We start from the raw sequence: 13292 nt of genomic DNA, 5'->3' as shown, positions 1-13292 counted from the left end.
AGGTAATCTATCATGACGACAGCGTCAATAGAAACTAATAATTATCATTCAGCAAAACTATGGCAGATAGGGTTGTTCGCTTTAAACAATACAGCAACGAACTTATACATGTTTGCACTCATGTTTGTATCCTATTATGCAACAGGGGTTGCCGGGTTGACCGTTGTAATTGTCAGCACCATCCTTACATTCATGCGGGTGTTTGATGGTATCACAGACCCGATCATCGGTTTTATCATTGATAAGACGGAATCGAAATTTGGTAAATTTCGTCCGATAATGATTATCGGAAATATTATTTTAGCAGGTTCCATTCTAATTATGTATAATGTAACCCATCAATTGCCGGCTTCCTTCCAGATGATTTTCTTCATTGGGATTTATGCAATTTATATTGTAGGTTATACGTTGCAAACAGCAGTAACTAAAGCAGCGCAGACGGTATTGACGAACAATCCAAAACAGCGTCCTCTCTTTTCCATCTTTGACTCTGTCTATAACATTGTCATTTTCACCGGTGGACAAATCTACGTTGCTTCCTATCTTGTCGGAAAACATGGCGACTTCAATATGGGGCTCTTTACAGAACTGAACACCATCGTTATGATTGCGGCGGGAGTTTTTACAGGATTGGCTGTCATCGCACTTTGGCAGAAAGACCGCAAAGAATTCTTTGGTCTTGCCGATTTGACCGTGAATACGAGGTTCCGTGATTATTGGCCGATATTGAAAGGAAATCGACCGTTGCAGATGCTGGTAATATCCGCTTCTACCGACAAATTGGCTTCCTCAGTGATGAGGCAGGCTCCAGTGACCGTCATGTTCTTTGGAATTATGCTGGGAGACTATGCACTAAGCGGTACGATCTCCATGATCACGATTATCCCCGGTGTCCTGATTACCTTCATTGGTGTTAATTATGCAAGAAAACGCGGAATGAAGAGTACACTGGTAAAGGCATCATGGTTAGGAGTAATTTCATTCAGCATACTGATCGGATTCTTTTTGGTCATCGATCCTTCAACAGTATCGCTCAGTAATCTGGGTGCGACAACCTTACTTTTCCTTCTGCTATACAGCATCGGGATGGGGATAGCGACACTGACGCCTTCGATTGTTATTCCAATGATCGCGGATGTCTCTGATTATGAAACCTATAAAACCGGAAGATATGTTCCGGGTATGATGGGAACAATCTTTTCCTTCATCGATAAGATGGTATCTTCCCTTGCACCAGCGCTAGTCGGGTTCCTTGTTGCATTCATTGGATACCAAAATGAATTTCCACAACTAGGAGAAGCACTGACGACGCCTTTACTGGTGATGACATTGATCATTACATTCGGGATTCCTATTGCCGGTTGGCTGATTTCTATCGTCGCCATGAATTTCTATCATCTGGATGGCAAAAAGATGGAAGAAGTCCAATCAGCTATTGCTAAGAAGAAACAGGATTCAGAGATCGAGAAGGATTTGCCAGAAATTGTATAACAAGGAATGGAGCTGCTCAAAGGGGCAGCTCTATTCGTTTGATGAGCATAACATATCTGATTGGGGAGGCCGGTCATTCTTCGTCCTTTTAAAATAAGCATACCAGTAGCAGGAAGTGCTCGGAGAAAAATCTCGGAGCACTTCTTTTTTAATGGCCTTTAATGGCCATCCGTTCAAATTCCAGGATGATGAACTGAAGGGTTGCTAAGTTTGGCAATAACATTAAGTCGATAAACCCTAAATTAATGAAGACTTTTATATTTGGAAGGGGTGTAACCCGTTTCCTTTTTGAAAACTCTTGTAAAGTACGAAGCATCTTCATAACCAACCAACCAAGCTATTTCTTCGATGGAAATGCTTTCATTCATCAGCAGGTATTTTGCTTTATTGATTCGGAGCATCTGTTGATATCCTGTAATGGTCATCTTGGTTTCTTGCTTGAACTTGCGGGACAAATGGCTGGGATGGGTAAAGCAGACCTCAGCCAGTTCATTTTTATCGATTTGCTTATCATAGAAATTCACTAAATATTCAACAGCACGTTGTGTGACGTTCGAATAATCGCTTAATGTGCTGGACCGGACAAGGTCACAGTATTCTTCAATCATCTGGTCGTACAACTGCTGTAGCTTGGACAATTTATTGGTATATTCTATTTCGAATGCAAACTTTTCCGACAACCGGTGAATCAGTATGGACGGCACCTTACTTTTGGACACTGCAGTTCTCAGTAGTGTATTCAAAACAATCGCCAGGTTTTTGACTCTTCGAATTGGCTGGTTTGGGAAGCGGTCGGAAAAAGAGAATAGCATATTATTGGAGTTTATCAGTTTCTGTGCTTTTTCTTTTTGTCCAAGTTCTACTGCATACATGAACTCCCCTTCTACTTTATATCGAAGCTTAACGAGTTCTGCCTCTCTATTCATTTCCGAAATATCTTTCTCGATTGCTTTGAACTCCTCGCTTTTCTCCGCTTGAAGGCGTGTGGGAGGTGAGTCGTCTGCAAGTTGTTCAAATTGACGCAGGAGGTTGGAAAAGCCATTTTCCTTTTCGAGAGATAGGACTTGGAGTTGTGAACATACGGAGCGTAATTCTTCACTTTCATGGCTGCTTAGGTTGAATTCTCTTGAAAGACTGAAGAAATTCGGTGTCATATCCAGAAAAGGCCCAATGATGACTGAATAGCCTCCGTCCATAGTAAATGGTTGTCCAAGATAATTCAGTCCCCATTCGTTCGTATAATGATAGAGTTTGCTCTCCTCCTTATCCATCTGCCAATGGAGATTCACTATGTCGGACTGTTCATACCCGGGCATAAAAGAGGGGAGGGAGATTGTTTCATGGTGGAAAAGAAAGTCCCCCTTTCCACTAAGAATATATGTATTCAATTCGGTGACATAATGCAGTTTCATAGCTGCCGAAACCAGGTGAGATTGTTCCATATTTCTACTCCTTTTAGGAAGCGCTTCATGGAAACGCTATAATTATCCTTTTAATGATATATAAGTCCTTATAAAAATGTTATAAATCTATTATAATCGAACCATGAAAACGATTGCAAGTATACGGAGGTTTTAAATATGGAAAAAATTCAACACTCTGAGGAACATGTGGCACAAGAGGCGACAGGAGGGGACAAAGTCTCTCTGAAGGAAAAGTTTTCTTATGGTCTGGGGGACACTGCCAACAATTTAACATTTTCCATGGTCACCACATATCTTCTCGTGTTTTATACTGATGTCTTCGGTATTTCTGCGGCTGCAGTTGGTACATTGTTTTTGGTGGCCAGAATCTGGGATGCCATTAATGACCCGTTGATGGGATCAGTCATCGACCGGTTCGGCAGTAATAATCCGAAGGGGCGATTCAGACCGTATATGAAGTGGGCTGGTATTCCAGTGGTGGTTATGGCTGTTCTGCTGTTCATCACGCCTGATTTGTCTGAGTCAGGGAAACTTGTATATGCCTATGTAACCTATATTTTGTTTGGTATGGCCTATACGGCGGTGAATATTCCTTACGGTTCTCTGGCTTCCGTCATTACTAGAGACCCTGTAGAACGTTCATCACTGGCATCTTTCCGTGGGTTAGGAAGCCAAATTGGGATGTTCTCTATTGGAATACTGGTCGTTCCACTGGTTGCCTTGTTCCCATCCGAGAAGATTGGCTATCCTGCAGTTGTAGCCATTTTCGGAGTAATTGCCCTGATTCTCTATTATTTAACTTACAAAAACACAAAAGAAAGAATAAAGCCGGTTCAATCGGCTAAACCGGAAAAAATGAGTTTTCAAATGGTGACAAGAATTCTGAGGAATGGGCCATTCTTATCTCTCTCGCTCATGTCCTTTTTCATCTTGATGGCCATGTTGATCAACCAATCGGTAGGATTGTATTTCTTCACCTATAACTTGGACAATCCTTTCCTATTCTCTGTCTATAATATGTTGAATATTGTTTCTGTCGTCCTACTGGTTGTGTTTATTCCGAAACTGACGAAGATCTTAGGAAAAAAGACATTGACGCTGGTCGGATTCCTAGTGGGCGCAGCAGCAATGGGGCTGTTATTCATATTGCCATCCACGCCATTTACCGTACTGCCGCTTCTTTGGCTCGGGATGCTCGGAATCAACATACCGAATATGCTTGTGTGGGCATTCATCTCCGATGTCATTGATTATGGAGAATGGCAAACAGGGGTCAGGCAGGAAGGAACCACTTATTCGTTGTACAGCTTTATGAGGAAATTGTCCCAAGCAGTTGCAGGGTTTGTTGGTGGTATTGGTCTTTCCTTGATCGGCTATGTTCCAAATGCTGAACAGACTCCTGGTACGCTGACGGGGATAGAGGTGCTGATGGTGCTGGTACCAGCCATTTCCTGTATCATCTGCTTCATTATCTTCAAGTACGGCTATAAACTGAATGATAAAATGTTCGAACAAATCAACGAAGACCTTGCAGCAAAACAATAGAAGGAATATAAGAGGCCATCACCCTTGGGGTGGTGGCTTTTTACATGGCAGTATCCTAAAGAGGGTGTGCCTCCGTGTTATTGCGTTAAGCTGTGTTAAACTATAAAATGAAAAACATGAGAGAGAGGAAGACAACAATGAGGTACATACAAATATGGATGGCTATCATTCTAATAATACTTACTGTTGCATGTTCCGGTCAGGAGGATGACCCCACTGATACGGAGCAGAAGGATGAACTGGTGTTGGCGATCGGCGGTGAACCGGAAGATGGTTTTGATCCGACTACCGGCTGGGGGCGTTATGGTTCTCCGCTTTTCCAGAGCACTCTGTTGAAATATGACAAGGATTTCAATATAGAACAGGATTTAGCGGAAAACTATGAAATAAGTGAGGATGGCCGAACGTGGAAAGTGGACATACGGGAGGATGCTGTATTTTCCGATGGGAAAGCATTGACTGCCGGGGATGTAGCCTTCACTTTTAATAAGACGAAAGATAGTGGGTCGGTAATCGATCTCAGTAACATGAAAAAAGTGGAAGTGGTAGATGAATATACAGTGGAATTTCATCTGCATGAACCTCAATCAACTTTTATATACCTATTGATTACGACAGGAATTGTACCGGAACACGCCTATGATGAAAATTATAAGGAGCGGCCAGTCGGCTCTGGTCCGTTTCAATTGGAACAATGGGATAAGGGGCAGCAGATCATTGTGTCTGCCAATCCACACTATTACGGAAATCAACCGGAATTCAAGAAACTGACCTTCCTGTTTCTCTCGGAGGATGCAGCATATGCTGCAGCAAAAGCAGGAGATGTAGATATCGCTGCTGTTCCCCCTGCTTTTACAGGCGGGGAAGTGGATGGCATGAAACTGGTCAGTTTGGAGAGTGTGGATAACCGGGGGATTATGTTCCCATATATTCCGGAAGGTAAGCAGACAGAGGGAGGCTTGCCGATTGGCAATGATGTGACAGCAGATGATGCTATACGGAAAGCGATCAATATAGCCATTGACCGGGAGTCTCTAGTCGATGGAGTGCTTGAGGGGTATGGCACCCCGGCCTACTCCGCTGCAGACGGTCTGCCTTGGTGGAATCCGGATACTGTGGTTGAGGACGGAAGAATGGGAGAGGCCATACAGCTGTTGGAAGATGCAGGATGGAAGGAGAATGAGCAGGGGATCAGAGAGAAAGGAGAGCTGCAAGCTTCCTTCACACTGCTATACCCGAGTGGTGACCAGATTCGTCAATCCTTGTCCATCGCTTTTGCCGATATGATTGCTCCTCTTGGTATCGAAGTGCAGACGGAAGGCAAAAGCTGGAGCGAGCTGGAAAGGCTGATGCATTCACAACCAGTCATGATGGGATGGGGAAGCCATGATCCGCTTGAGTTATACAATCTGTACAGCAGTGAAACACAGGGGATGGGTTACTTTAATGCGAATTACTACTCGAACCCGACGGTAGATCGGTACCTGGATAAAGCCTTGACTGCAAGTTCCCAGGAAAAAGCGAATGACTACTGGCAAAAGGCACAGTGGGATGGTGAAACAGGTGTTGCCGCTCAAGGGGACGCTCCATGGGCATGGCTAGTAAACCTGGATCATCTGTATTTAATAGATGAAGACCTGGTGATCGGCGAACAAAAAATTCAGCCGCACGGACATGGGTGGCCGATTACCGATTTCATTGCACAATGGCATTGGTCGGATTGATTTCTGGAATGGAAAGGCGGCAAAGGTAGTGGGATTAATCTTAAAATTTTTCGGCCATAAGCTTTTAAAGCTCTGCCTGCTGCTTGTGGCTGCAAGTATATTGGCATTCGTGCTGGTCAGTCATTCTCCGATCGACCCTGTCCAATCCTATATTGGTGCGGAAATGACACGGGTCAGTCCTGAACAGCAGGAGGAGATTGAGGCTTATTGGGGCCTGGAGAAGTCTCCTGTTGAGCAATACCTGCAATGGGGAAAGGCAATGCTGGGCGGAGATATGGGCATGTCCCTGATTTATAGAAGCCCTGTCATAGAGGTGATTGCCGAGAGGTTCCTTGCTTCATTTGCGCTTATGGGGCTGGCCTGGGGTTTCTCAGGCCTTTTCGGCTTTTTGTTAGGAATAATAGCAGGAATGAGAGAAGGTACCTGGGTGGACCGGTTGATTAAGTGGTATTGTTTTATGCTGGCATCCACTCCTGCGTTTTGGCTTGGACTTGTTTTGTTAATGGTTTTTGCCGTTTGGCTTGGCTGGTTCCCAGTTGGACTGGGTACACCAGCAGGTATCTTGGCGGAAGACGTCACCCTATTCGAAAGGGTACAGCATTTGTTCCTGCCTGCACTGACCTTGAGTGTTGTCGGTGTGAGTGGGATAGCACTACATACCAGGCAGAAATTGATTGAAGTGATGCACAGCGAATATATCCGTTTCGCCACGGCCCGTGGGGAAAGTGGATTGCCACTTGTAAGGCGTCATGGAATAAGGAATATCCTTTTGCCTGCAGTGTCTCTGCATTTTGCTTCTTTTGGAGAGCTGTTCGGTGGAGCGGTATTGGCTGAGCAGGTTTTTTCATATCCAGGACTGGGGCAAGCAGTTGTGCAGGCAGGATTGGGGGGAGACGTCCCCCTCCTTTTGGGGGTTGTATTGGCTAGTACCATCTTCGTTTATATGGGAAATATGGCAGCAGACGGAATTTACCAACTAGTCGACCCCCGTATAAAAAGAGGGGGGACCAGCCGATGAGAAACCATATTTTTAATAGACGGAAACGTTCAGCTGCCATCATGATGTTAACGGGGGTGTTTTTGACAGGTATTGTCCTTGCTGGATTCTTGCTTGGAGGTGAAAAGCTAGGGGTCGATTTGGATGCCAGAAACCAGGGGCCATCTTATGCCCACTTGTTCGGAACCGACTGGCTGGGCCGTGACATGTTTGCAAGGACGGTCAAAGGGTTGTCATTAAGCCTAGCTGTGGGAATAATTGCCGCTTTGACCAGCTCTTTGATTGCTTTTATCCTCAGTTCTCTTGCCGGTTGGTCTAGATGGGTCGATCAGCTTGTGACTTTTCTTGTTGATCTGTTCTTAAGTATTCCCCATATCGTGCTGCTATTGATGATCTCATTTGCTTTTGGTGGCGGGTTTATTGGGGTGACTGCTGGCCTGGCACTTACCCATTGGCCTACTATGACACGTGTGCTGCGTGCTGAAGTAATGCAAGTAAAGCAGACGGAGTACACACAGATATCCAAAAGAATGGGAAAACCGGGGTGGTGGATGGTTGTACATCACTACCTTCCTCACTTGTTGCCACAGCTGTTCATCGGGTTTATCCTGCTTTTCCCTCATGCTGTGTTGCATGAGGCCGCCATCACTTTCCTCGGCTTCGGGCTGCCGGAGGAACAGCCTGCCATTGGAGTGATTTTATCGGAGTCCATGCAGTATTTATCCTCAGGCATGTGGTGGCTGGCCTTTTTCCCGGGTTTATCTTTACTGCTGATGGCGGCGGCATTTGAAACACTGGGTAGAAATATTCGCAGATGGATGGATCCCTTTCATGGCCGGAAATGACCGGGAAGGATTTGAATCAATGGAGGCGGCTGTCATGAACAGATTGAAAGAAACCCCATTATTAGAAGTGAGGGGGTTTGGCTTATCTTTTTTACAATACAGCAGAGGATGGAAAGAAAAAAATGTACAAGTGATCAGCGAACTTGACCTATCTATTCATAAAGGTGAAATTGTGGCAGTCATTGGAGCCAGCGGTTCGGGGAAGAGCCTCTTGGCAGATGCCATACTGGGGATACTTCCGGCCAATGCCCAGCCGCAGGGGGAACTGCTTTATCATGGAGAGAAGCTTACTCAAGCGAAGCAACGTTTGTTCCGAGGGGATAAGATTGCACTGATTCCTCAATCTGTCCAATCCCTGAATCCGCTCATCAAAGCGGGAAAACAAGTGGGGAAGAGCGGAGGCAATGTATCGGTCCAACCATGGGAAAGGGTAGGGATGACGGCGAATCTTGCCAGAAAATATCCCTTCGAATTGTCGGGTGGAATGGCAAGGAGAGTTCTGACAGCCACCGCGCTGCAATCGGATCCAGAGTTGGTTATTGCGGATGAGCCAACTCCCGGGCTTGATTCTGCGGTACTCGAGGAAACGATGGAACATATTCGACAGATCGCAGAAAACGGAGCAGGAGTAATGTTTATTACCCATGATATTTCCACTGCCTTGAAAATTTCTGATAGATTGGTGATTATGAATGAGGGGCGCACGGTGGAAACCGCCCTCGCTTCCGATTTCGCTGGGAAGGGAGAAAGACTGAAAGAGGCCTATACCAGGAAGTTGTGGAGGGCCCTTCCGCAAAACGATTTCGCGCCTGTTCCCCGCAGGGATGATTCCATGCCAAAGAAAGACAATACGTTGGAAGCTGTAGGTGTGACGTACCGTTATGACAGAGCCCATAATCTCTTCAGGAAACTGAACTTCACGATAGGGAGTGGGGAAGTCGTTGGATTATACGGGCCAAGTGGTTCAGGAAAGACGACACTGGCTCAATTGCTCGCCGGTTATAGGAAACCGTTGGAAGGGAAGGTCATGGTCGATGGACGTTCGGTACCTGAACGGGGGGGGCATCCCGTCCAGCTTATTTGGCAACATCCAGAGCGGGCGGTGAACCCTCGCTGGAAATTGAAAAAAGTATGGAAAGAAGCGGGAATTATTGAACCGGAAGTCATGAAGCAGTTAGGAATCCGGGCAGAATGGCTGGACAGATATCCAAGCGAATTGTCTGGGGGTGAACTTCAACGGATTTGTGTGGCACGGGCATTCCACCCCTCGGTAAGATATATTATTGCTGATGAGATGACCACCATGCTGGATGCGTGGACACAATCTCTGTTATGGGAGGCGGTGCTCCATCATGCATATCAGCGGAACATTGGTATACTCGCCATCAGTCATGATGCGAGTCTGCTGGAGCGGATCAGCACCAGGGTGATTGATTATGAATCTATATTGACTGTTTGATAGACTCTCTATCAGGAAAGGTTAGGGATGATGACATATCAATAAAAGGAGGTTACTATGCTGGATATTATTATATGGGTGCTGATTATCGCACTATTCCTTGCGTCTTTTGCTGGAATCATTTTTCCGATTGTCCCATCTGTTCTCGTATTATGGGCAGGGTTCCTGCTATTTCATTTTGTCTTGGATCCTGCAGAATTGACCATGGTCTTTTGGCTTGCTATGGCTATATTCACGATCATTCTGATTGGAGCGGACATAGTGGCAAACAGCTATTTTGTAAAGAGGTTCGGGGGCAGCAAATGGGGAGAAAGGGGAGCAGCAGTCGCTGTGATCATAGGCTCCTTTATTTATCCGCCATTCGGCATCATCCTCGTCCCGTTCCTTGCGGTGTTTGCTATTGAAATGGTTCAGAAGAGAACAGCACAGGAAGCGGTTCGAGCTTCCGTTGGGTCACTGCTGGGATTTTTAGGAGGAGCTTTTGCCAAAGTCATTATCCAATTCATCATGATTGTCTGGTTTTTTGTCGTCATATGGTTGTAGAACAGACTGGAAAGAAGGTGTGCTTATATGAGTTATCCACCTAGGGTTGTAACGATTGCAGGATCTGCTGCCGGTGGTAGTGCTGGAATACAGGCGGATTTGAAAACATTTCAGGAATTGGATGTCTATGGGATGAGTGTGATAAGCGCCATTGTCGGAAAGCATCCGGTCACAGGAAACAATGTCCATTCACAAACAGTAGAAACAATTGAAGCACAGTTTGCAACACTGATGCATCAGGTGGGTGCTGATGGTCTGAAGACAGGTATGCTGTTCACTAAAGAAATTATTGAACTTACTGTCCGCATGATAAATGAGCATCAATTTGAATTTGTCGTGGTAGACCCTGTAATGATTGGCAAAATGAATTCCAAGTTGCTTCGAGATGATGCGGTTGCGGCTCTTTCAAAGGAACTCATTCCTTGCGCAACTATTATTACACCTAACGTGCCGGAGGCGTCTCTATTGTTGGGAGGAAAAAAGCTGGATACTGTAGAGGACTTGCAGGAAGCGGCGGTTGAATTATATGCACTCGGCCCATCAAATGTCCTCGTCAAAGGCGGCAGGCTGAAAGGCCCGGCAGTCGATGTCCTATACGATGGTGAAACAATCACAACCTTGAAAGCTCCGAGAATCGATACAACAAATACAAGTGGAGCAGGCTGCACGTATTCTGCAGCTATTGCTGCATATCTATCAAAAGGGAAACCTGTCGGGAAGGCTGTACAATCAGCCAAGAGTTTTGTGACGACTGCTATTGAACACAGCTTTTCCTATACGGATATCGTAGGGCCGACATATCATGCGGCAGAGCGCAAGTATGGTGAGGCGCATCCGATTATGGTAGAAACCATCTCTATGCCGAAATAGGGAGGGATATTATGGGGAATATTGGTAAACACAGCGAAATGGGTGTGTATATGATACGACAAGCAGAAGTTCTGGATACTTTCCATGTTCACGAGATTCTTCGGGAGGCGGCGGAATGGCTGAATCGGAAGGGGATCGATCAGTGGAACTTCTTGCTGGAGCAGGTGGAAGATAAAAATACAAAGGAAGACATTGAAGACGGAAAGGTCTACTTAGTGCTGGACCAAGGATTCCATCCTGCTGCCACCTTTACATTGTCCACCACACAGAACAATTGGGATGTAGATCTCTGGGGTATGAAACAGGATGACAATGCCTATTACCTCCATCGACTGGCTGTAGCCAGTGCATACCATCGTCGTCATTTGGGGGCTTCACTGCTTGAGTGGATGGACAAAAATCTCCCGGAACAAGCGAAGCTAAGACTTGACTGTGTGGCTGACAATCCAGTCTTGAACCATTTTTATCAGCATGCCGGTTTTTCATGGAAGGGGTATGCAGAAAGTCCGGAAGGCGAATTTTCCTTATATGAAAAGGTAGTGGGCCGATAGACCTTGACTTTACGGTGACATAAATATATATTAAGAACTATAAGAGAAACGCTGATGAGGATTAGTACGATAGAATGGGCTCTTCTAAGAGAGGGAATGGTTGCTGCGAATTCCTGGAGAGACGGATCGGAACCTGCCTCTGAGTTCGCAGCCGGAAAAGCAGGCAACTGCTGTAAGGCTTGCGCGGCCATGGCCGTTATCCATTAGAGTGTGCAGAGTTCAAAACAGTTCTGCAAACAAGGGTGGTACCACCAACCTCGGTCCCTTTACGGATGGAGGATTTTTTGTGTTCACGAAAAGTAAGGGTTACAGCAGTTGGAGAAGCTGTTATGGGTATACATATTTTTGAGATAAGAGGTGTTGAACGTGGGTAAAAAAAATAAGCAGTTTGTTGAGAAGATCACTGCCATGGAAGATGATTTTGCGCAATGGTATACCGATGTTGTAAAACAGGCAGATCTCGTTGATTACGGTCCAGTCAGGGGGACCATGATCATCAAGCCGGAAGGTTTTGCCATTTGGGAGAATATCCGAGGGGAGCTGGATAGACAGATCAAAGAGACAGGCCATTCCAATGTGTCCTTTCCGTTGTTCATCCCAGAAAGTCTGCTGCAAAAGGAGAAAGATCATGTGGAAGGCTTTGCACCGGAAGTTGCTTGGGTCACCCATGGTGGAGAAGAGGAACTGAATGAGCGGCTGGTTGTCCGTCCAACCTCAGAGGCGTTATTCTGTGAGTATTATTCGAAAAATATTCATTCCTACCGTGACTTGCCCATGCTATATAATCAGTGGAGCAATGTTGTACGTTGGGAAAAAACCACCCGTCCATTCCTCCGTTCTCTGGAGTTCCTATGGCAGGAAGGACATACAGCACATGCCACCTATGAAGATGCAGAGGCAGAGGCCGATAAAATGCTCGATGTCTATGCGGATGTCGTGGAGAATCATCTGGCAATCCCTGTGGTGAAGGGAAGAAAAACAGAAAAAGAAAAATTTGCAGGAGCTAAATACACCTTGACAATAGAAAGTTTGATGCATGATGGGAAAGCACTTCAATCTGGAACCTCCCATCACTTCGGCTCAGGATTTGCCGAGGCCTTCGACATTACCTATTTGGATGAAAATGGGGAGCAGCAGCATGTCCATCAGACTTCCTGGGGTATTACCACTCGTTTGATCGGTGCATTGATTATGGTTCACGGAGATAACCGCGGACTGGTCATCCCTCCAAAAATTGCACCAACTCAGGCGATGATTGTACCGATTGCCCAGCATAAAGAAGGAGTGCTCGATAAAGCGTATGATCTGCGCGATCGCTTGCAGAACCTTGCACGCGTAGACATCGATGGCAGTGATAAAATGCCTGGCTGGAAATTCAATGAATATGAAATGAAAGGGATCCCTGTCCGTATTGAAATGGGACCTAAGGATATCGAGAAGGAACAGGTAGTACTCGTCCGCCGTGATACCGGAGAGAAGGAATTCATTTCCCTGGATGAACTGGAGGAACGCCTCCCGGCCCTGCTGGATGAGATACAGACGAATCTATACCAAAAAGCACTGGCCCATCGCAATGAAAAGACCAGTATTGCTAAGAATATGGAAGAGTTTGAGCAGAAACTGGAGGAAAATCCAGGCTTCATTAAAGCGATGTGGTGTGGCGATACGGCGTGTGAGGAGAAAATCAAAGAGGAAACAACTGCTACCTCACGTTGTATTCCGTTTGAACAGGAAACCGTCTCAGAGACCTGTGTATGTTGTGGGAAAGAAGCAAAAGAATTGATTTATTGGGCAAAAGCATACTAACTATTGGAAATGGAATGGATACATGGGTATGTGTCCA

Annotated in this window: 11 protein-coding genes and 1 other annotated feature; of the genes, 10 read left to right on the top strand and 1 reads right to left on the bottom strand. The window is 45.7% G+C overall.

Annotated features, from left to right (window positions below):
* Positions 1–12 precede the first annotated feature (12 nt).
* On the top strand, positions 13–1491 hold the full coding sequence (locus ACFOGI_RS03750) for an MFS transporter (RefSeq protein WP_390268622.1): 1479 nt from the start codon (positions 13–15) through the stop codon (positions 1489–1491).
* Positions 1492–1733: 242 nt separating this feature from the next.
* Here ACFOGI_RS03750 and ACFOGI_RS03745 read toward each other — a convergent pair whose 3' ends face one another.
* Positions 1734–2933, bottom strand: coding sequence for a helix-turn-helix domain-containing protein (locus ACFOGI_RS03745; RefSeq protein WP_390268619.1), 1200 nt, complete (start codon positions 2931–2933; stop codon positions 1734–1736).
* A gap of 138 nt (positions 2934–3071) precedes the next feature.
* On the opposite strand from ACFOGI_RS03745, the gene ACFOGI_RS03740 reads away from it, so the two are divergent.
* The 9 genes from ACFOGI_RS03740 (at position 3072) to proS (ending at position 13255) form a co-directional block, all read left to right on the top strand.
* Positions 3072–4460, top strand: coding sequence for a glycoside-pentoside-hexuronide (GPH):cation symporter (locus ACFOGI_RS03740; protein WP_390268616.1), 1389 nt, complete (start codon positions 3072–3074; stop codon positions 4458–4460).
* 137 nt (positions 4461–4597) lie between these two features.
* Positions 4598–6184: an ABC transporter substrate-binding protein gene (locus ACFOGI_RS03735; protein WP_390268613.1), complete on the top strand. Its 1587-nt coding sequence runs from the start codon at positions 4598–4600 to the stop codon at positions 6182–6184.
* A 28-nt stretch (positions 6185–6212) separates the two neighbouring features.
* On the top strand, positions 6213–7202 hold the full coding sequence (locus ACFOGI_RS03730; protein WP_390268610.1) for an ABC transporter permease: 990 nt from the start codon (positions 6213–6215) through the stop codon (positions 7200–7202).
* Positions 7199–8026: an ABC transporter permease gene (locus ACFOGI_RS03725; protein ID WP_390268607.1), complete on the top strand. Its 828-nt coding sequence runs from the start codon at positions 7199–7201 to the stop codon at positions 8024–8026. Before ACFOGI_RS03730 ends, ACFOGI_RS03725 begins: the two co-directional genes overlap by 4 nt.
* Positions 7968–9485 carry an ABC transporter ATP-binding protein gene (locus ACFOGI_RS03720; RefSeq protein WP_390268604.1) on the top strand — a complete coding sequence of 506 codons (1518 nt, stop codon included), beginning with the start codon at positions 7968–7970 and terminating at the stop codon, positions 9483–9485. The genes ACFOGI_RS03725 and ACFOGI_RS03720 overlap by 59 nt, the downstream gene beginning before the upstream one ends.
* Before the next feature lie 57 nt (positions 9486–9542).
* Positions 9543–10028, top strand: coding sequence for a DUF456 domain-containing protein (locus ACFOGI_RS03715; RefSeq protein WP_390268601.1), 486 nt, complete (start codon positions 9543–9545; stop codon positions 10026–10028).
* Positions 10029–10055: 27 nt separating this feature from the next.
* A complete protein-coding gene (gene thiD / locus ACFOGI_RS03710; RefSeq protein WP_390268598.1) occupies positions 10056–10898 on the top strand; it encodes a bifunctional hydroxymethylpyrimidine kinase/phosphomethylpyrimidine kinase in 843 nt (280 codons plus the stop codon).
* Positions 10899–10909: 11 nt separating this feature from the next.
* Positions 10910–11449 carry a GNAT family N-acetyltransferase gene (locus ACFOGI_RS03705; RefSeq protein WP_390268595.1) on the top strand — a complete coding sequence of 180 codons (540 nt, stop codon included), beginning with the start codon at positions 10910–10912 and terminating at the stop codon, positions 11447–11449.
* Between the two features lie 42 nt (positions 11450–11491).
* Positions 11492–11718: a binding site (T-box leader), on the top strand.
* Positions 11719–11815: 97 nt separating this feature from the next.
* Entirely contained in the window at positions 11816–13255 is a 1440-nt protein-coding gene (gene proS / locus ACFOGI_RS03700) for a proline--tRNA ligase (RefSeq protein ID WP_390268592.1), read from the top strand.
* Positions 13256–13292: the final 37 nt, after the last annotated feature.

It is taken from the genome of Virgibacillus xinjiangensis (genome assembly GCF_042643145.1).
Taxonomy (GTDB): Bacteria; Bacillota; Bacilli; order Bacillales; family Amphibacillaceae; genus Virgibacillus_O; species Virgibacillus_O xinjiangensis.
The sequence above is the reverse complement of the archived record's forward strand: the minus strand, read 5'-3'. Positions and strand labels throughout refer to the sequence as shown.

Coding starts and splice junctions, on each gene's coding strand:
- ACFOGI_RS03745 (WP_390268619.1), bottom strand. CDS start 2,933: ATGGAACAATCTCACCTGGTTTCGGCAGCTATGAAACTGCATTATGTC.
- thiD (WP_390268598.1), top strand. CDS start 10,056: ATGAGTTATCCACCTAGGGTTGTAACGATTGCAGGATCTGCTGCCGGT.
- ACFOGI_RS03705 (WP_390268595.1), top strand. CDS start 10,910: ATGGGGAATATTGGTAAACACAGCGAAATGGGTGTGTATATGATACGA.
- ACFOGI_RS03750 (WP_390268622.1), top strand. CDS start 13: ATGACGACAGCGTCAATAGAAACTAATAATTATCATTCAGCAAAACTA.
- ACFOGI_RS03725 (WP_390268607.1), top strand. CDS start 7,199: ATGAGAAACCATATTTTTAATAGACGGAAACGTTCAGCTGCCATCATG.
- ACFOGI_RS03740 (WP_390268616.1), top strand. CDS start 3,072: ATGGAAAAAATTCAACACTCTGAGGAACATGTGGCACAAGAGGCGACA.
- ACFOGI_RS03715 (WP_390268601.1), top strand. CDS start 9,543: ATGCTGGATATTATTATATGGGTGCTGATTATCGCACTATTCCTTGCG.
- ACFOGI_RS03735 (WP_390268613.1), top strand. CDS start 4,598: ATGAGGTACATACAAATATGGATGGCTATCATTCTAATAATACTTACT.